This window comes from Paenibacillus sp. D2_2, assembly GCF_031199965.1.
Lineage (GTDB): Bacteria > Bacillota > Bacilli > Paenibacillales > Paenibacillaceae > Fontibacillus.
Map to the genome: position 1 here is coordinate 4389810 of NZ_CP133605.1, position 20708 is coordinate 4410517.

General features: G+C 46.3%; 14 protein-coding genes and 4 pseudogenes. 3 read left to right on the forward strand and 15 right to left on the reverse strand.

The window, feature by feature from the left end:
- The first annotated feature begins 300 nt into the window (after positions 1 to 300).
- Positions 301 to 660, forward strand: a complete 360-nt coding sequence (locus tag RE628_RS22445) for a CD3324 family protein (RefSeq protein ID WP_309155163.1) — start codon at positions 301 to 303, stop codon at positions 658 to 660.
- A 99-nt stretch (positions 661 to 759) separates the two neighbouring features.
- Here the strand turns inward: RE628_RS22445 and RE628_RS22450 are convergent.
- The 8 genes and pseudogenes from RE628_RS22450 to RE628_RS22485 all read right to left on the reverse strand — a co-directional run bounded on the left by RE628_RS22450 (position 760) and on the right by RE628_RS22485 (position 11688).
- Positions 760 to 2885: pseudogene (locus RE628_RS22450) on the reverse strand (HelD family protein).
- A gap of 136 nt (positions 2886 to 3021) precedes the next feature.
- On the reverse strand, positions 3022 to 3774 hold the full coding sequence (locus tag RE628_RS22455) for a tRNA threonylcarbamoyladenosine dehydratase (protein ID WP_309155164.1): 753 nt from the start codon (positions 3772 to 3774) through the stop codon (positions 3022 to 3024).
- Between the two features lie 360 nt (positions 3775 to 4134).
- Positions 4135 to 5912 (reverse strand): annotated as a pseudogene (gene aspS, locus RE628_RS22460) (aspartate--tRNA ligase).
- Positions 5913 to 6157: 245 nt separating this feature from the next.
- Complete coding sequence (gene hisS / locus RE628_RS22465; protein WP_309155166.1) at positions 6158 to 7405, reverse strand: histidine--tRNA ligase; 1248 nt, start codon at positions 7403 to 7405, stop codon at positions 6158 to 6160.
- A gap of 640 nt (positions 7406 to 8045) precedes the next feature.
- Entirely contained in the window at positions 8046 to 8483 is a 438-nt protein-coding gene (locus tag RE628_RS22470; RefSeq protein ID WP_309155168.1) for a hypothetical protein, read from the reverse strand.
- Positions 8484 to 8712: 229 nt separating this feature from the next.
- Positions 8713 to 8871 carry a hypothetical protein gene (locus tag RE628_RS22475; RefSeq protein ID WP_309155170.1) on the reverse strand — a complete coding sequence of 53 codons (159 nt, stop codon included), beginning with the start codon at positions 8869 to 8871 and terminating at the stop codon, positions 8713 to 8715.
- 163 nt (positions 8872 to 9034) lie between these two features.
- Positions 9035 to 9480: pseudogene (gene dtd, locus RE628_RS22480) on the reverse strand (D-aminoacyl-tRNA deacylase).
- A 30-nt stretch (positions 9481 to 9510) separates the two neighbouring features.
- A complete protein-coding gene (locus tag RE628_RS22485; RefSeq protein WP_309155172.1) occupies positions 9511 to 11688 on the reverse strand; it encodes a RelA/SpoT family protein in 2178 nt (725 codons plus the stop codon).
- Positions 11689 to 11985: 297 nt separating this feature from the next.
- On the opposite strand from RE628_RS22485, the gene RE628_RS22490 reads away from it, so the two are divergent.
- Positions 11986 to 12333, forward strand: a complete 348-nt coding sequence (locus tag RE628_RS22490) for a DUF4870 domain-containing protein (protein WP_309155175.1) — start codon at positions 11986 to 11988, stop codon at positions 12331 to 12333.
- Positions 12334 to 12586: 253 nt separating this feature from the next.
- Positions 12587 to 13873, forward strand: a complete 1287-nt coding sequence (gene uraA / locus RE628_RS22495; protein ID WP_309155177.1) for a uracil permease — start codon at positions 12587 to 12589, stop codon at positions 13871 to 13873.
- Between the two features lie 93 nt (positions 13874 to 13966).
- Here the strand turns inward: uraA and RE628_RS22500 are convergent, their stop codons facing one another.
- From RE628_RS22500 to RE628_RS22530, 7 genes and pseudogenes are all read right to left on the reverse strand, one after another.
- Positions 13967 to 14485, reverse strand: coding sequence for an adenine phosphoribosyltransferase (locus RE628_RS22500; RefSeq protein WP_309155179.1), 519 nt, complete (start codon positions 14483 to 14485; stop codon positions 13967 to 13969).
- A gap of 63 nt (positions 14486 to 14548) precedes the next feature.
- Complete coding sequence (locus tag RE628_RS22505; protein ID WP_309155181.1) at positions 14549 to 15685, reverse strand: single-stranded-DNA-specific exonuclease C-terminal domain-containing protein; 1137 nt, start codon at positions 15683 to 15685, stop codon at positions 14549 to 14551.
- Entirely contained in the window at positions 15640 to 16953 is a 1314-nt protein-coding gene (recJ, locus tag RE628_RS22510) for a single-stranded-DNA-specific exonuclease RecJ (protein ID WP_309155182.1), read from the reverse strand. Before recJ ends, RE628_RS22505 begins: the two co-directional genes overlap by 46 nt.
- Before the next feature lie 73 nt (positions 16954 to 17026).
- Positions 17027 to 17992 (reverse strand): cation diffusion facilitator family transporter, encoded by a 966-nt coding sequence (locus RE628_RS22515; protein ID WP_309155183.1) that lies wholly within the window; start codon positions 17990 to 17992, stop codon positions 17027 to 17029.
- Positions 17993 to 18098: 106 nt separating this feature from the next.
- Positions 18099 to 19010 carry a protein translocase subunit SecF gene (secF, locus tag RE628_RS22520; protein ID WP_309155184.1) on the reverse strand — a complete coding sequence of 304 codons (912 nt, stop codon included), beginning with the start codon at positions 19008 to 19010 and terminating at the stop codon, positions 18099 to 18101.
- A pseudogene (gene secD / locus RE628_RS22525) lies at positions 18991 to 20243 on the reverse strand (protein translocase subunit SecD). The gene secF and the pseudogene secD overlap by 20 nt, the downstream one beginning before the upstream one ends.
- 156 nt (positions 20244 to 20399) lie before the next feature.
- Complete coding sequence (locus RE628_RS22530; RefSeq protein ID WP_309155186.1) at positions 20400 to 20657, reverse strand: post-transcriptional regulator; 258 nt, start codon at positions 20655 to 20657, stop codon at positions 20400 to 20402.
- Positions 20658 to 20708: the final 51 nt, after the last annotated feature.

The following is a 20708-nucleotide window of genomic DNA, read 5'->3' on the forward strand; positions in this document are numbered from 1 at the left end:
CTAACTTATTAAGCAAGCTCACTCCCTCTATTTTAGCACACCAGAAGTAAAAAACATTTATAATCGTTCTTTCGCTTCCAACTACTGGCTATATATGAGTTAATATGAATGTCGGCCGACGAATCACGTGAAAGGGGGCTGATCGAAGTGATTTCAGTGATTGAGGTGGTTTCCGCGTAACGCGGAAGCTCTAACAGCGAGGGTGGCTTTACAGCCATCCTCTTATTTCCGTTTGAACCAGACTATGCTAATATAAATGTTATGTACGACAATAAAATGCCGAAAGGGGGATTACGTGCCATGTTAACTTTACTTGACCTGCATTTCAAATTCGAATTACTATGCAAGGAGGAACATGACCGTGAATTACAAAAATGGGAAGGATGTGCTTCCCCTAGGCTGCTGAAGGAGCTCCAGTATTATATCCAAGGAGAGCTGCTCTACATTCCCAAACCGGAACGCGCGAAGGCGCATTGGGGAGAACTCAGCGGAACCCGCAAGCAAATTGCCAAGCGAAATGAAGAAATATATTATCATTACCGTACCGGACGCTCTGTTAAGGATTTGGCTGAAGACTATTACCTGTCCGATGAGAGTATCCGTAAGATATTGTGTAAAATGCGTGCTTCTCTCAAAGAAGTCGCTTCGGTTACAGAATGAAGCTTATGAAAATCATGAAGAAATTAAAGAGACCGCCCGAACAATCGTAAGATTTCGGACGGTCTTTATTTTATCTATAACGGCAAGCTCAACTGGAATTTACGATTCAATAACCACATAATCAGGAATTTGATCCCCATACAACAGCCACAGTTCATGCAAGGCCCGTGTGCATCCAACATATAGCAGCTTTGCATCCTGTGCACCATAATGCTGCGCATCTACATCCGTAACGATAACCGCATCGAATTCAAGCCCCTTGGACAAATAAACCGGAAGTACCGAGATTCCCCCGCATACTTCGTCTTGTCACCATCGATTAAATTGGCCTGCAATCCTTCAGCTATTAATGCATCATACATCTGCTTCGCCTCATCCAGCGTTCTTGTCAGAATCGCCGTAGTACGATACTCACCATTCAGCACTTTGGACAATGCCTGCTTAATTAGCTTCATCTTGCTCTCTCCGGACGACGTATGCTCCAAGCGAACAGGATCACCACTACGGAATACGGGAACGGCCAGTAAGTCGGTACCTACTCCGCGTCTCAATATCTCATTGGCGTACTCGATGATTTCCATGGTCGAGCGATAGCTTCGAGTTAAAGCATAATACGCCGTCTCTTCCTGAGCGAACAGCGTCTGCATCTCCTGCCAATTATCAATTCCTTTGTAGTAATGAATCCCCTGTGACAGATCCCCCAATATGGTAAAAGAATGCCCCTTCACGAACCGATCCAGCACCGCCACCTGAAAAGGACTGAAATCCTGCGCCTCATCGATGACGATATGGTCAAAGGTTAGCTTGCTATCCAATTCATTGACTCCGGCGTAGAGATATAACAGTGCGGCTAGATCCGCTTCCTGCACGATTCCATCCTTCAAGCAATCCTTCGTCTCCTTCCAGACCGCTGTCGGGATTCGGGCTTGTAAATCCTCCACCTCAAAATCAGCATTCTTCTTCACCTGGAACAGATTCCGGTACAGCTGAAGCGAATCCAGCTCAGGCCATTTCTTCGCATAAGCCTTCTCGCGCTGCTGCGCCTTCTTCTTCCGTTCCTTTAATGCCGCAGCCGAAGGCGACTTCTTCAGTTCCATTTCAACCCAGCGATGAATCCGGGCTAATACCCGCTCCTTGCGCCGGGCCACCGGATAGTATTTATACTCTCCTTCGAACCACTCCATAATTTCCGCCCGTGACAGCCGCTTTCCGTCCCAAGGCTCAAAATCTACCTGAGGCACACAGTTCGCCTCAATCCTCAAAATATAATCGTCCAGCAAAGCCTTGAACTGGGTTGAACCTTTATATTTACCCGGATAGATTTGCTCCGTCCGTCCTTTTTGCTTCTGTGCATCATCGTCGAACCAGCGCATCAGACCAGCAGAACCATCCGATGGTACTGTAGTAAGTCCGATCACCTTAGCAGCCCAATCGGTAAATGTACACTGTTGAATGTCGCCAACCCCTAACTCAGGTAGCACATCAGAGATATAATCGATAAACATCAAGTTTGGGGCGAAAATAACCATCCGCTCCGCTTTAATCTGTTCTTTATACTGATATAGCAAAAAAGCCAACCTATGCAAGGCAACTGTCGTCTTCCCGCTCCCTGCGACCCCTTGAATAATCAGCGCGGTATTTTTCAGGGCACGAATAATCTGATCCTGCTCCGCCTGAATCGTCGAGACGATATCGCGTAGACGGTTATCCTTATTCTCACCGAGACGATAGACGAGAAACTCATCAGACACTCCAGGCGTATCGGCATCCTTATTAAAAGTATCCACGACCCGTTCCAGCTTCCTCTGACGGATCACGATATTGCGTTTCAGAGAGACTTCGCCCTCGATCAATCCTTCCGGAGCCTCGTATGATGCCGAATCTCCACCGGTAAAAGAATAGAATAAGCTGGCAACCGGGGCCCGCCAATCGATCACCATCGGCTGCTTGCCCTCTGTATCGCTCACGCCTGCTTTTCCAATATATAGCGGCATAAGCTCACGACCAGACTCCTCAAAATCCAAACGTCCAAAATACGGCTCTTGTGCGGACTGCACCAGCTTTTGTCGTTGTCCTTCCCTACTTGCCTCGAGCGCCTGCTCCGTGAAATCATCCCCTACATAGACCGGGATGCTTCGGAGCTGCTGCAGCTGATCATCAATACTCGCCAGAGCACGGTTGAGCTTCCGTTCCTCTTCTTGATAGGCACTTTGAAATTCACTCACTTTCAGTTACCTCCTAAGATAAATTTGTCAAAAGGAATTCAATTATATCACTGCGCTCCTCAAAAAGCGAACAATTACTTGCAACATAAATAAAATAGACGCCAGGGACTTCAAAACCACCACAGCGTCTATTGTTTTATTTATTTTGCTTCTTATCCAGCAGATCACGTACTGCTACACTCACCATGATCAGACCAACAACCGGCGGAACAAAGGAGTTGCTTGCTGGAGGCTGCTTCGCTTTGCGAATCTCTGGTGCATTGTCAGGGACGATTTTCTTCGTTACTTCGGCGCGCGGCTTAACCGGCTGCTCAGTAGAGAAGACAACCTTAACTCCCTTCTTAATGCCAAGCTCACGCAGCTTAGTGCGCACAACTCTGGCCAGAGGGTCCATATGAGTCTTGGAGATATCCGCGACTTGGAATTTCGTAGGATCCATCCGATTCGCCGCCCCCATACTGGACAAGACCGGGATGCCTCTCTTACGGCATTCAAGAATAAGATGGATTTTATAAATAATTGTATCCGAAGCATCAAGCACATAATCGATATCGTATTTGAACAATTCCTCATAGGTTTCTTCCGTATAGAACATGTTCAAGGCGATCGTTTCACATTCGGGATTAATCAATTTGACCCGCTCGCACATCAGATCGGCTTTATTTTGCCCAATCGTCGTTGTCAGCGCATGAATTTGCCTATTAATGTTCGTTATATCAACAACATCCTTGTCGATCAGAATAATACGGCCTACTCCGGTCCGAGCCAGAGCTTCCACCGCCATCGAACCAACGCCACCGATCCCCAGCACCGCTACAGTACTATTTTTTAGAATATCCAGCCCTTCTGCTCCGATGGCCAGCTCTGTCCGTGAAAATTGATGAAGCATGATTCATATACCTCCCATTAGCCCTGACGATAAATTCAATTTTCTGTATGCAAATTAGTAGAGGTTGTTTAAAAAGTCCCCCTTTTAAACACACACTAATATTAATAATAAATACAGAAGATTGTCTCGTTTGTCATCATATCATCCAGATGTATCTCTGCTCAAGATTATACACCAGATTTACACAAATTACATTTAAACAATCAACTTAATGGGTATTTTTCATAATGTCCGTATTCATAGTGACAAATTGAAGCGCTTGGGGATCTTTTATAAAAAAGACCCTACCCCGCCCAAGCGGAGTAAGGTCCTTCTGTATTATAAGCAAGCTAATCGGACAGATGTCCGAGTCTGCTATATTTATTTTGCTGCTACAGGTGGCTTGGTAGCCACTTTGATGTGCAGTTGCTCCAATTGAGGAGTATCTACCTCGGACGGTGCGTTCATCAACAGATCGGTCGCGCTCGCCGTCTTAGGGAATGCAATCGTCTCACGCAGGTTGGAACGGCCAGACAACAGCATAACCAGACGGTCGAAACCGAAGGCGATACCGCCATGTGGTGGAGTACCATACTCGAATGCATCCATCAGATATCCAAACTTGTCCTTAGCTTCTTCTGGGACAGGCCGATCGCGTTGAACATCTTCTCTTGAACATCGCGTTTGTAAATACGCATCGAACCGCCACCGACTTCATAGCCATTCAATACAAGGTCATAGGCTTGAGCCAGAATCTTACCAGGGTCTGTATCGAACAGCTCCAGGTCTTCTTCGCGTGGACGAGTGAACGGATGGTGCTCCGCTACATAGCGCTTCTGTTCTTCATCCCAACCCAGCAGCGGGAAGTCAACTACCCAAGCGAATTTGAAGACATTGTCATCGATCAGGCCAAGATCACGTCCGATCTTCAGGCGGAGTGCGCCAAGCACATCGGCAACAACCTTCTTGTTATCTGCGGAGAAGAGCAGCAAGTCGCCTTCCTCAGCTCCAGTACGTTCTTTCAGCGTCTCGATTTCTTGCTCGCTCAAGAACTTAACGATAGGTCCACGGAACGTCCCTTCCTTCACCTGTACCCAAGCCAGACCCTTGGCGCCATAACGAGCCGCATATGGACCAAGATCATCGATATCTTTACGGCTCCAAGTTCCGCAGCCCTTCGCATTAAGAACTTTAACCTCTCCGCCCTTCTCAACAACGGAGTTGAATACCTTCACGCCGCTTGCAGCGACGATATCGCTAACGTCTACGAGTTCCAGACCAAAGCGAAGATCCGGCTTGTCCGAGCCGTATTTACCTATAGCATCGGCATAAGTAAGACGTTGGAACGGAGTTTCAATGTCGATCCCCTTTGTTTCCTTGAACAGACGAACAACCAGCTTCTCCATCATTTCCAACAGCTCATCACGCGACAGGAAAGAGGTCTCAATGTCCACCTGAGTAAATTCTGGCTGGCGGTCAGCACGCAGATCCTCATCGCGGAAGCAGCGTGCAATTTGATAGTAACGCTCAACGCCACTTACCATAAGAAGCTGCTTGTACAACTGTGGAGATTGCGGCAAAGCGAAAAATTCACCCGGATGCACACGGCTAGGAACGAGATAGTCGCGCGCACCTTCCGGAGAGCTCTTCGTCAAGATTGGAGTCTCTACTTCGATGAAGTCTTCTCCATCGAGGAAGTCACGGAATACCTTGGCTGCCTTGGAGCGAAGCAAGAGCGTCTTCTGCATTTCAGGACGACGCAAATCTAAATAGCGATATTTCAGACGCAGTGATTCGTCCACTTCCACTCCATCTTCAATGAAGAACGGAGGTGTCTTCGCTGCGTTCAACACTTCGATCTCTGTAATTTGCACCTCGATGTCGCCGGTTGGCATATTCGAGTTGATTGTCTCAGCATCGCGCTTTACTACTTTACCGCTGACTGCAAGGACATATTCGCTGCGCACTCTGTCAGCAACCTTCAGCGCCTCACCGGAATAAGCTGGGTTGAATACGACTTGCACTAGACCGCTGCGGTCGCGTAGATCGATGAATAGTACGCCACCCAAGTCGCGACGGGTTTGAACCCAACCATTCAGCGTAACTGTTTCTCCAATGTTTGCGGCGCTAAGCGTTCCGCATTGATGAGTTCTTTTCATGATATTATCTCCTTTTATACTTTTATGAGAAAAAGCTCACTTAAAGTGCGTGTTCAAAAAGGCCGGTTTTCAGCACCGAGAAGGTTGAATAAAGCTAGGGCCTGAGGAGCGGAGCGTACGTTTTGGGTACGTGAGTACCGGAAGGCCCGGCTGAATTCAAGATTCGATGTTGAATTTGCTTCCTGATTCACTTCGTGATCAAAAGCGGACTTTTGAACAACCTCTTGAAGCTCTTGATCATTTCATTACTTCTTCAATTCTTCAGCCAGATCGCTCAGCTTCACGATACGCTGTTCACCAGTCTCCATCGATTTCAACGTAATCTCACCGCGTTCCAGCTCGTCATCCCCGAGGATCGCAGTAAACTTAGCCTGCATTCGGTCTGCCGATTTCATCTGTGCCTTAATCTTGCGTCCCAGATAATCGCGGTCCGCTGAGATGCCTGCCTGACGCAGCTTGGCAAGTTGAATCGTAACCTCTTTGTCGGCTGCGTCGCCTAATGCCACGAGATAAATATCAAGCGGTCTGATCCCGCTGATTTCGATCTCCTGCTTCTCCAGAATTAGAGCAATACGCTCCAGACCGATCGCCATGCCGATACCCGGCTGATCTGGACCGCCCACTTCACTAACAAGTCCGTTATAGCGTCCGCCGCCGCCAATCGTATCGATCGCACCGATTCCCTGAGCTTTATATTCAAACGCAGTGTGCGTGTAGTAGTCAAGCCCGCGCACGAGGCGAGGATTGATGACAAACTCAACCTCCATTGCGGTGAGTAACTCCTGTACCTTAGCAAAATGCGTTGAGCACTCTTCATCCAAGCTCTCCAGAATGGAAGGAGCATTTACGAATTTCTCTTGATCCACCTTGCAGTCGAGAACACGCAGTGGGTTGCGTTCCATCCGGGACTGACAGTCCTTGCAGAGCGTATCCTTCATTGGAGTAAGGAAATCGAGCAGAGTCTGACGATAAGCAGCACGGCTCTCCGCATTTCCCACCGAGTTAATCTCCACCTTAACATCCTGAAGGCCGAGCTCACGGCAGAACTGATAACCAAGTGCCACTACTTCTGCATCTATCGCCGGATCTGTCGCTCCGAACGCTTCAATACCGAATTGGTGGAATTGTCTTTGCCGTCCAGCTTGTGGACGCTCATAACGGAACATTGGTCCGATATAATACAACTTGCTGACATTCGGTTCCCCGTACAGCTTGTTCTCAACATAGGCACGTACAACCCCGGCAGTGCCCTCCGGGCGTAGTGTCATGCTGCGATCTCCCTTGTCCGTGAAGGTGTACATTTCCTTCTCTACGACGTCTGTAGTCTCGCCAACACCACGTTCAAAGAGTGATGTTTGTTCAAATATCGGTGTACGAACCTCTTTATAGTTGTAACGCCGACATACATCGCGTGCTTTATCCTCGATGAACTGCCATTTTTCCACCGTGCCTGGCAACAAATCCTGTGTACCTGTCGGTTTCTGAAAAGCCATAATATCGATCCTCCATCGTTATGAATTACTCGAAAATAAAAAAACTCCGCCCCTGTTATCTATAACAGGGACGAGAGATTATATTTTCATATCACCCGTGGTACCACCCACATTCCGAATACGTGCAAGAGAATTCGTTCTCTGTATACTGCACTTATGTACTGTATACATACAATCTCGCCAGCATTCGCTTCATACGGTTAACGCCCGTTAACGCTGCACGTCTACTAAGCATTCTGCGCAATTACAATTGCAAATGCCTTTCGTCGCCAGTTCTCGGGGAAGTCCTTCCTTCAATCATCAACCAGAATCCTTCCAGCCAGCTGCTTCAATTGCAGTCACAGCGGTGATGCCGCCATACAGCATATTGAACAGTCAGGGATTCCTCTCTGCGGTTGTGGGGCTGAAGTACTCGTCCCGTCATCAAATCACTATAGATGTTGCTTATACTCAAACTAATATATATTTTTTGATTTTAAGTAACTAATGCGACAAAGTCAAGCCCCAGATAAAAGAAAAAAACCTGTTACCAACGGGGTACAGGTCCAAAAGGTATATATTAAAAAGGGGGTCATGTCTTTATTATAAACAGGCTATGTTAAAGGACTGTGAAGCTAATGTTACAGTTAGATTACAAAGATCAGATATCAGTCGATTCAATATAAGCGCCCAAAGACCGCAATTTATGAACGATGTTCTCATACTGGTCATCGCTTACTTTAGTGCTGAGCGTATATTGGAACCGGTCCATCTCACCTGCTGCTACGTCATCCAGCGCATCATCTCTGACCGTATTTTCCTGATCAGCATCTATTTCATTCTGACCCCCTCGTACTTCCCCATCCTCCATGTCAACGAGATGGTACAATCCTTGCGCAGACAATGTCGCCGGACCAGTTCCAACTATAAATCCATTGTTGCTCATCGGATAGAAGGCAAGTGCAGTCAAATCGCTGCGAGCTATTGAGTCGGACAATCGCCCAACCTCAACGTCATCGGCTTGAAAAGCCATCAAGCTTGCTCTGGCGCCTTCAGCCTCATCCTCATTACGGAAATAAGCTTGTAGATACTTGGACATCTTAATCACTCCCTTATAGAGGTTGTTCAAAAAGTCCGCTTTTGATCACGAAGTGAATCAGGAAGTCAGTTCGGCTTCAAATCTTGAATTCAGCCGGGACTTCCGGTGCTCACGTACAACTACGTACGCTCCGCTCCTCAGTCCCTAGCTTCATCCAACCTTCTCGGTGCTGAAAACCGAATTTTTTGAACTCAAATTTTATGAAGAAGATATGATCTTGCATTTCTGCTTAACGACGTGGCAAATATTCTCTTGAAGGTCGGGATTCCCGCAAAGATTCGAACTCATCCTTCTGCCCGGACTTCGCCAGCATTCCAGCCTCACCACTGCCACCCGCCGGGATGAGCGAGAGGCTCTGCCATACTTTTGATTTTAAGGATTGGCGCATAACAAATAGGCTCCCTCTCTGAACATCTTCTATGCGGCAAATGCTTGTCCAAAAAGTCATCATGATCGAACCAATCTCGATGACTTTATTGAACTCTTTACATAGAAGGGTATCCAGTGAAGAAGCCCTTTATCCGTGATATATAGCAGTAATCAATAATCGATCAAACGTTAGGGCTGTCCAGCACAATCGTAACAGGTCCCCAGTTTGTCAGAGCAACGTCCATGTTGGCTCCGAATTGGCCGGCTTCTACCACAAGCCCTTTCTCCCGTAACATCTCATTGAAGCAGTTATAGAGTGGCTCGGCTTGCTCTGGTCTGGCTGCAGCAATGAAGCTTGGACGCTTACCCTTGCGACAATCCCCATATAGCGTGAACTGTGAGACCGATAAGATCGCTCCCCGATATCTGTCACGCTAAGATTCATTTTGCCTTCTTCGTCTTCAAAAATCCGCAATCCAGCAATCTTCTCAGCAAGATAAGCGGCTTCTTTCTCGGTATCCTCATGCGTAATTCCGACGAGCAGCATAAGGCCTTGCCCAATGGAGCCTATTACCTCACCTTGTACCGTAACATTAGCTTCTTTACACCTTTGTAGGACGACTTTCATTTTTGCATTAACTCCGTTCTCATGTAAATGCTATTGCATGATCCGATGCACTGTATAGACATCCTTCACTCGTTTGATCTTCTCGACGACGGACTGCAAATGATCCGTATTCCGAATAAGGATCGTCATATGAACCTGCGCCATTTTATTTTTATCCGAACGCCCCGACACCGCGGAAATGTTCGTCTTGCTCTCCGATACGGCTTGAAGTACTTCATTAAGGAAGTTACGCCGATCATGGCCGGTTATCTCGATATCAACACTATAGTTGGCTTCGATCGCTCCAACCCATTCAACATCAATAATACGCGCTGCCTCTTCGCCTTCTCCGTCATGAGGAATATTCGGACAGTCGCTGCGATGGACAGACACGCCCCTACCTCGGGTAATGTAACCAACGATTTCATCGCCCGGAACCGGATTGCAGCATCTGGCGAAGCGAACTAGCAAGTTGTCGATTCCCTTTACGACAACGCCATTCGTTGGACGAGGCTTGCGCGCCTCCGTACTTGGCTTCACTTCTTTTATCTCTGAAGTAAGCTCGATGGAATTGCTCTCTTCCTGCTCCTTACGCAGCTTCTCCGTCAGCTTGGTGCATATTTGCGCTGCCGTAATACCGCCAAATCCGATCGCCGATAGCATATCATCGATATCATTGAACGAGAATTTCTTCGCGGCATCCAGCATTTTATCGTCAGTCATCCATAGCGATGAATCGATCCCTGCGCGCTTCAGTTCGCGTTCAATCAATTCGCGCCCTTTTTCAATATTTTCCTCGCGCTTCTCTTTCTTGAACCACTGCTTAATTTTACTCCGAGCATGAGAGGATTGTGCGATTTTCAGCCAATCCTGGCTAGGTCCATAAGAATGCTTCGAGGTTAATATCTCAACAATATCCCCTGTCTTGAGCTGACAATCCAGAGGAACAATCCGTCCATTCACCTTGGCCCCGATCGTTCGATTGCCGACCTCGGTATGAATGCGATACGCAAAATCGAGCGGAACCGAACCTACAGGCAGTTCGATGACCTCTCCGGAAGGCGTGAATACGAATACCAAGTCAGTAAAGAAGTCCATTTTGAGCGATTCCACGAACTCTGACGCATCCTTAGCTTCATGCTGCAGCTCAAGGATTTCATTAAAGAACGTCATTTTGTTCTCTGGACCACCCTTATAGCTACCTTCCTTATAGGCCCAGTGCGCCGCGATCCCGTACTCTGCTGTACGGTGCATTTCCCAAGTACGGATTTGTACTTCTGTCGGCTCGCCATTCGGTCCAACCACAGTCGTGTGGAGGGATTGATACATATTCGCCTTAGGCATGGCAATATAATCTTTGAATCGTCCAGGCATCGGCTTCCATAACGTATGGATAATTCCAAGGGTTGCGTAACAATCCTTAATATTGTTAACGATAATACGAATGGCAAGCAAATCATAAATTTCATTAAATTGCTTGTTCTTCATCGTCATTTTATTATAGACACTATAGATATGCTTAGGACGACCTGATAGATCAGCTTCTACTCCCATTTCCTCCAGCTTCTCTTTAATCCGCCCGATCACATTCGCAATATATTCTTCTCGCTCTGCCCGTTTTTTGCGCATTAAATTAGCAATCCGGTAATACTGCTGAGGATTCAAATAACGAAGTGCAATATCTTCCATTTCCCATTTAATCGCAGAAATACCGAGCCGATTTGCTATTGGACAGAAAATTTCCAGTGTTTCATAAGCTATACGCCGCTGGCTCTCTTCAGATTGATATTTCAAGGTCCGCATATTATGAAGGCGGTCAGCAAGCTTAATTACAATGACGCGAATATCCTGCGCCATTGCTATAAACATTTTTCGATAATTCTCATTTTGTTGCTCTTCCTTGGAACGGAACTTAATCCGCTCGAGCTTGGTTAGACCATCAACCAACAAGGCGCACTCCATGCCAAATTGATTCTCGATCTCCTTCAAGGAGACGGTAGTATCCTCTACCACATCATGAAGAAGCGCTGCAATAATGGACAAAACGTCCATCTGCATGCTTACGACGATTTCCGCTACCGCCAAAGGATGTTGGATATACGGTTCTCCGGATTTACGCACTTGGCCGTGATGGGCCTGGTCTGCGAAGTCATACGCCTCCCGGATACGAGGAAGATCCGGTTCTTTTATATAGGCAGACGCCTTTTCAAGTAATCGCTCTATGCCCATTTAATCCTGTCCGAGTCCTTTCTATATATCAATCTAGATTGAGATTTGTATGTTAGAGGGCACTATACCCCCAGTTTTGATTTCCTATAATTATGCCTCTTACATACACTGCCGTCAACTATTGTGTCTTGATTTTGAACAGCTATTAGAGAGAGGAGAGGAATCTGTCCGACAGGTTTCAACTAATTTCCCGTATATTTGAAAATAATGTTTCATTCTTGAGAGGAATTATCCACCAACTGACGAATATCCATATAACAGAAAATTTCAATTTTATTTAGGAGGAATCCCATTCTTATGAACAATCCGAATGTCGATCCATCCTCGACCGGGATAGACCCCAAAGTGGCCGGTCTTCTATGTTATGTATTCTCTTTTGTATCAGGCATCATCTTCCTAGTTATCGAGAAAAGAAGCTCTTTTGTTAAGTTTCACGCAGCCCAATCTCTCATCGTCTTTGGTGCTTTAACGCTAATCAATATTATTCTAGGCTTCATTCCGATCATCGGGACAATCATCTCGTTTATTCTCGTGCCGCTCTCTTTTGTACTATGGATCGTGCTTATGTTGCTTGCCTTGCAAGGTAAGCAGACGAAGCTGCCAATCATCGGCGATTACGCCGAACAACTAAGCAGAAGCTTCTAAAGGGTTAATCATTCACTTATAGAGAAATTCTAATGATGGTACCTTGGGTCCGGATTTGCAGCAATGCATACACCGGGCCTTTTTGGCATCCGCGCTTCATATCAACTCCAAGGATGATTGTGTAGATTCAACTTTACTCAGGTTTTCTGAAAAGACCGATAGCGGGTTAAATTTATTGTTGAAAAATGTTGAGATTGTCCTTATCATATTAGGGATGTCTAAGAACGTTAAAATAATAGAGGAGTGACCCTGCTTGCAACGTGAAATTCAAGTTAATGAGAAAGTTCCTTTCGGGCCTGGCGTATTATTAAGTCTTCAGCATTTATTCGCCATGTTTGGCAGTACGGTACTGGTACCGAATCTATTCCACGTAGATCCGGGCATGATCCTGCTGATGAACGGAATCGGCACCCTGCTCTACATCCTGATCTGTAAAGGCAAAATCCCTGCTTATCTCGGATCGAGCTTCGCCTTTATCGCACCTGTTAGTCTAGTACTCGATAAATACCCAGGAAATGGGTACTCACTCGCTTTGGGCGCTTTCATCATTACTGGTCTTATCTTCATCCTGGTAGGATTACTCGTAAAATATGCCGGAACTAAATGGATTGACGTCGTATTTCCTCCGGCTGCAATGGGCGCTATCGTCGCTTTAATCGGTCTTGAACTGATTCCTGTAGCTGCAGGCATGGCCGGATGGATCTCTAGTAATCCAGGTGAGCCATTTGTTCCAAATGCAACAGCTATTACTCTCTCACTGGTAACTCTCGGTGTGACCATTCTCGGTGCGGTACTCTTCCGCGGCTTCCCTAAGATCATTCATATCCTGATCGGTATCGTAGTCGGTTATATCCTCGCTCTGATCCTCGGTGAAGTGAATACCGGAGCAATCAGCGCAGCGAATTGGTTCTCCATGCCAACTGTATCTACACCTCAATTTGACCCTGCAGCTATCGTTACGATCATCCCAGTTGCAGTCGTTGTCATCGTAGAACATATCGGCCACTTGCTCGTCACAAGCAATATCGTCGGCAAGGATTTATCGAAGGACCCTGGTCTGCATCGATCCTTGTTAGCAAACGGAATTTCTACTGTGTTCTCCGGCTTTGTCGGCTCAACACCGAATACGACATATGGTGAGAACATCGGTGTTATGGCATTGACCAAAGTCTACTCTACTTATGTGATTGGCGGAGCAGCCATCTTTGCTATCCTACTCTCCTTCTCGGGTAAATTCTCGGCTGTCATTGCCAATATCCCTGTGCCGGTTATGGGCGGAGTATCGCTGCTATTATTCGGCGTCATCGCTGCTTCCGGTCTTCGTATCTTCGTCGAACAGAAGGTCGATTTCTCCAAGGCAACGAATATGATTCTCACTACCGTCGTATTTGTGGTTGGACTTAGTGGCGCTACACTTCAATTCGGTAACATTCAATTAAAAGGCATGGCTTTGGCAACGATTGTAGGTATCGTACTCAGCTTGTTCTTCAAGTTCATTCAGCATTTCGGCCTCTCTAACGAGAAGGAAGACGCTGCTTAATTATTATCCTATAGAAAAGGGCGGTCCCCAATGTAGTAATCACTACTGGAGACCGCCCTTGTTGTATCATTAGTCAAGTTCAGAAGTACCTAATTAATAATCATACTTTGCGAGAGAGAATACGCTAATGTCCGGTAGCTTCGCCCGTCCGTTCAGCTCGCTAAGCTCAATCAGGAAAGCAGTTCCTACGACATTACCTCCAAGCTCACGAACGAGCTCTACGGAAGTAGCGATTGTGCCACCTGTAGCCAGTAGGTCATCAGCGATCAATACATTTTGCCCAGGCTTAATAGCATCCTTGTGCATCGCCAGTTTATCTTTGCCATATTCCAGATCATAACCTGCCTCGATCGTCTCATACGGCAGCTTACCGCTCTTGCGAATCGGCACGAAGCCAACCCCAAGCGCATAAGCAAGCGGAGCTCCAACGACAAAACCACGAGCTTCTGGCCCGGCGATGACATCGATTTTCAAGTCGCTGATCATCTCTTTGATCGCGTTGATTGCTTCCTTGTATTTCTCACCATCATTCAGCAGGGTCGTAATATCCTTGAAACTGATACCCGGTTGCGGAAAGTCAGGAATGACACGAATATACGGTTTTAAATCCAATAAAATCTCCTCCATCAAAATATAATATAGACTTCTACGTATGCCTTGAACAAAATTCAAATACTATGAAACCCCCTGTAATTGGCAGGTGATCCATTCCGTGATTTGCGGTACTTCTTCATAGAGCAATATTTGCTCCATCTCGGCAAGCAGTCCTAAGGCTTGATACCCCCGTGCCGATTCTAATGGACGCTTCGATGGCGTAGGATTCACTTCAATCCGTCCTTCGCTCCGTACGATGAAATCCAATTCAACAAATATATCCAGAATAAAATATAACATACGGCGAGAAATTCCAAAACGGGTCATTACTTCAGCGATCACTCGTTCTTCATCGCATTCACTCAGCCCAACATATTTCCTGAGGAATATATAAACCTGCTTGAAGCGATCACGCGACGGTGCTTCGAGCAGATCCACAGATGAGCGTGGATGAAGCAGAAATACCCGCTCCAGATTACCGAAGCTAGACAATGTATTGTTCCAAATTTCCGGCGATTCCGGAAGTTCCATCACAAATAATGTTTTTACTGTAACCGCATCTCCAGTATCCGATTCAGACCTGCCGGGACTGATACCCTGTTCTTGGTCATAGACCCAAACCGAAGTCCTCTCCAAATGTCCAACAGAGAGTAAATCAGCTCTGCGACTGGAGACAACAGCCATCGTTTCGGCGCCGCAATACGAAGTTGTTAACAGGCTCTTCTGCAATTCCTCGATCTTCGTACCAGGGTCCCGTGCATCGCGATAATCAAACACCTGCAGATGCGGGATCGAAATGTCTTGAATGAATAACTGTGGTTTGCGCTGTCCATTCCATTCATTAATCGCCGCTTCAACGACCAGATCAACTCTCGCTTCCGGTGTTAAAAGATTAAATACTTCCCCTTTGCCGAAAGCAACGGCCTCTATCATACTTCCATCCTGACGGATCGTCAACTTCAAATGCTTGCCATCCTTGCCCATCTGCCTATAGTCCAGTAATTCAGCATCACGGACGAGCAGTCGCGGGGATGGGTTCTCCATTCCGAACGGCGCCATACGGGACAATTGTTCAATCACAGGTATTGTGATCTCCCTTAATCTGCATTCAAGATCAGCCTGTAGAGACGGGATAAAGTGCTCCGGCCTAAGAACGTTCTGGGCAAACTCATTCAGCTTCTGTTCGAACTCTTCCAGACGGTCTCTATGCAATGACATGCCTGCTGCGGAAGGATGTCCCCATAATGATCAAGCAGCGCATCACAATGCGTTAAGGCCTCATAGATATCAAAGCCTGGAATGGAGCGCGCTGATCCTTTGCATTCTCCCGTGACAGCATTAATACCGAGCACAAGAGTTGGACGGTAGTATCGTTCTAGGATCTTAGAAGCAACAATACCGACGACGCCAACATTCCAGCCTTCTCCGGCAACTACAAGCACATCGGGGAGCGTTCCTGCGGCTTCTGCGGCCTCGATTTGTTCGAATGCTTCGCCTACGATTTCATCCACAAGCTGCTGACGCTCTCTATTGAGCAAATCCAGCTTCTCTGCCGAGTCCTCAGCCACTTCCATGCTCGTTGCGGTTAGAACATCGAGCGCGCTAAATGCATGGCTCATTCGCCCCGCCGCATTGATACGCGGTGCCAGACCGAAGGCTACATTCGTAGAGGTAACCTCTCCTTCTTTCCATCCAGCTGTATAAAGTAATGCCGAGATACCTGGGAAGGAAGATGCTGTCATCTGCTCCAGCCCCATGCGAACGAGTACTCTATTCTCATCCATCAACGGCATCAGATCCGCTATAGTTCCCAAGGCTACAAATTCAAGCCATGCAGCAGGTGTGTCCTCACCGAGTAGAGCACAAGCGAGCTTATATGCTACTCCCACTCCAGCCAATCCTTTGAAGGGATAAGAACAATAGGGAAGCTTCGGATTGATCAGCGTATAAGCTTCAGGCAGCTTTGCTGGTGGCTCGTGATGGTCGGTAACAATCACGTCAATCCCTAGCTCAGCAGCATAAGCGATTTGCTCCACAGCGCTAATTCCGGTATCAACAGTAATGATCAGGCTGACTCCATTGTCATGAGCCTGCTTGAGAACATGGTTATGTAATCCATAACCTTCCTTCGAGCGATGCGGTATATAGAATTCAAAGTTGGCCTGGAGCGTTCGCATCAGCTCAATCATTAGGGCGGTTGAGGATACTCCATCTGCGTCATAATCCCCGTATATTAATATTCGCTCCCCGGCCTCTATGGCCTTACGAATCCTTGGAACCGCTTCCTCGATTCCACTCATCTGATATGGATCATGCAACCCCGTTAAGGAGTGATCCAGGAAATTTGATACATCCTCGGGATTTGTCATTCTCCGTGTCACTAACAATGAAGCAAGCATAGCCGGAATCCCCAGCTGTTGTTGTAATTGATGAGAGACCTCCAGATCACAAGGAGATAAATTCCAATGGTATTTCGATTGCAGCAACGACTTACACCTTCTTTCTCCTGTCGGACCCCCGCTTTTGACAACGAAGTGAAACCAGAAATATGTTCGAACTCTATTGCAGTAAGTTTGGGGTATCCTCATTCGATCCGAGCTGATTACTCTTGTAGGGATAGCCGGGATCATAAGGCTGTACAAGAATACTAACATCATTCACATGAGAGAAGCGATGCATGAGCAGCACCTTGGCCCGGTTAGCGATATCATTCGCCTCTGTAACAGTAATCCGCGGATTCACACTAATCTTGGCGGTTACCTTCACATAATGCCCCTGCTCTTGTGCAAGCAAATCTTCGACAGTAATAATTCCGTGAACGCGCTGAACAGTTTCAATGAACCTCTCTGTATCTTCTTCGACCAACGTTGTCACTAGCGAATTGTTGATTGCCCTGCGAACCATCAAATAAGCTCTGTAGGCTACGAGAATCGCCACGATCATTGCCATAATCGGATCGATATAGAGCATGAACGGTATATCTAGAGCATGACCAGCCATCGCTCCAAATACGCCCAACATGACAATGATTGAGCAATAAAGTGAATAACGGTGGTTCTCAACGTCATCCTCACGTTCCTTCTCTCCCGTAATTGAAAGGCGGAACTGTAACTGAAAAATAAGTTCCTTCAAGACAAGAGAGACAACAACCACGACACCGGCAACATATCCGGGCGCAGCAACCTTCCTATCAAAAATGGCCGTTAATGTCGTAATAATCGTCTGCATAGCACCGAGCAGAAGCAGAACCGCTACAAATACAGCGATCGGTAAGCTCGTATTAGCTTTCTGCACGGGATCTCGCCGTGAAAATGGTGATTTACGATGATAGAACAATCTCCATTTATCCGTCAATTTAGAAGCTATAGTAGACAAAACCTCAGATAACGAGAATAGCGAATCAGCTAGCATTGCACGGCTGTTGAACAATAAACCTACGGTTCCTTTTAAAGCCGCAAGAGCCACATTACTCACCATACTAACTGCAGCAACAGAATCATCACCGATAGTTTGTTCGCGTCCCATGATATCCCTCCTGAAACCCGAGAACTAATAAAGAATGATAGAGCCGCGTCGTAATCGACGCGGCTCCACACATACCAAGCAACAATACTACTCTCTATTTAATCGCTTAAGCAGCCTTAGCCGGTTTTTTCTTTTCTCTTACTTTAAGCACATACCACAGCGGGCTGGCAATAAAGATAGTCGAATAAGCCCCGAGCACAAGACCGATCGTCATAGCAAGTGAGAACATCTTAATCGATTCTCCACCAAGTAAGAACAGGAAGAGAGCTGCAATGAATACGGTCAAAACCGTATAGATCGAACGCATGATCGTCTGAGCGATACTATGATCGACGAGTTCCTTAAGATCCTCTTTGGTCTTCAATTTGCTAAACCGCATATTTTCACGAATCCGGTCAAAGATAACGATCGTATCGTTGATAGAGTAACCAATAATGGTCAGTACAGCAACGATAAACGTAAGATCGACCTTAAGATGGAAAATAGAGAAGAGCGCTATAACCAGAATCGCATCATGCAGCAGAGAAATAACTGCCGCTACGGCAAAACGCCATTCAAACCGAATACTTACATAAACAATAATCCCTAAGCACGCAATAAGAACCGCTTTAATCGCATTTTGCGCCAGCTCTTTGGCCATTTCCGTATCTACCGTATTAACCTCAAAAGCTGCATTCTCATCAAGCTTGCTTATTTCTTTCTTCAGTGCTACGTCCTGATCTTCATCGAGCACCTTTGTGAAGCGGATGCTTATTGTCTCCTCACCGGCATTGATGGTTGTTCCCTCTGCAATGTCGAGATTCTTCACAATCGATTCAATCTCACTCTTCGTAATCGACTTGGTTGTTTTTACATCAACGTTAGATCCTGATTGGAAGTCTACACTATAATTCAATCCAAAGAAGGACAAGGAAGCTACGCCAAGCACGATTAATGCAATCGATATAGCGAAGAAGTATTTACTTAAATGCACATAATCCAGTTTCTTAATGCTTTTATCAAAGTGCACGAATCTCACTCTCCTTAACACCGAAATATTTCGGTTTCATCAGCTTACCAGCTTTGAGCAGCAAGTTAAGGAGGAACCGGACAAAGTAAACATTCGTTGCGATACTAAGTACGATTTCTACGATAAGGACAAGGGCAAACCCTTTAACTGATCCAGTACCGTAAATATACATCACGATAGCTACGATAATCGTCGTAATGTTGGAGTCCAATACCGTCCGAAGAGAATGCTTGCCCCTGCTTTTACAGACGACATCACGCTCTTGCCGCTCCTAAGCTCTTCTCTTATCCGTTCATTGGTAATGATGTTGGCATCGACAGCCATCCCGATCCCGAGAATGATCGCCGCAATCCCTGGAAGAGTCAATGTGAAGTTGGCCCACGCGAACACCGCAATCAAAAGCCAAGTGTGCAAAATCAAAGCAAAGCTAGCAATAAGTCCAGGTGCCCGGTACATTCCTACCATGAACACTAGAATAAACACCGAACCAATCAAACCTGCTTCGATCGTAGATTTCAGCGATTGCTGACCAAGGGTTGCTCCGATGCTCTGCGAGTATTTCTCGTGAAGCTTCAAAGGCAAAGCACCCAAATTGATAACGTCACGGAGCTCTTTCGCTTTATCCATATCGTTGCCTACGCTGATAGAAGCAGATCCATCGGTGAGAACAGCTTGTACAACCGGGTCAGAGACCAATTCATCATTCATATAAATAGCAAGCGGCTGTCCTAGCAAACGCTTCGTTATTTCAGCAAATTTATCTTTACTCTTCACCTTAATACTTACCTGTGGTCTATTCATACTATCGAACTGAACCGCAGCACCGTTCTCGGCGAAGTCAGTACCAATCATTTCGATCTTGTTATATTCGTTTGCGTTCTTCTCAGTTCCATCCTTACTACGGAACGTCAATTCTGCAGGTTCTTTCATCATCTTACGTACTTCTGCTTCATCAGTTACACCGGCCAATTTCACACGGATCCGGTTCGTGCCTTCCGTTGTAACCTCCGGTTCGCTCGTGCCGAGCTTGTTAGCACGTTTCTCCAAGCTTTGCGCGGTTTTGACCAGCGATTCTTTGGTTACTTTAGCCCCGCCTTCCAAAGGTGAAGCCTCGTACAAAATCTCGAAACCGCCCTTTAAGTCCAGGCCGAGACGCATGCTTTTCAGTAAGCCTGGGGTTGTCCAACCCATTACGGCTGATAGGACAACCACGACGGTTATGAATGCCAATATTCTTTTCATCCCGTACTTCGATCCCCTTTCAATTCTCAATATTCCTATTATAGCTAGGCAAGAATCGACCGTCAATTTAACAAATTTTGTCGTTTTTATTACGGCCGACTCTCATATGTGTGTTTTAAAGACCCGATTTCATTGATAGAGCACAAAAAAGATCCCCTAATCTAAATGGGATCCGCGAAAAGCTGAAATCGTCAAATAGTTCATAAAATGGGTTATCTTCAAAGAAAGGATATCATTTACCAATTGATGCAATGGCGGAAAACCATTCTTCTCATACTTCTGGCTGACACAGCTCCATACTTCATCTTCAGTAACATGCTCATATCCGATCATCCGGAATTCTTCTACTTTGCTGCGGCACAGATTCTCGATCGTCTCAAGCAGTTCCTTCTCCGTGTAATCCTCTTCAGCCATCCTGGTGCCTCCTTCCTCATCCCCATCTACATTAACATTCTACTTCATTTT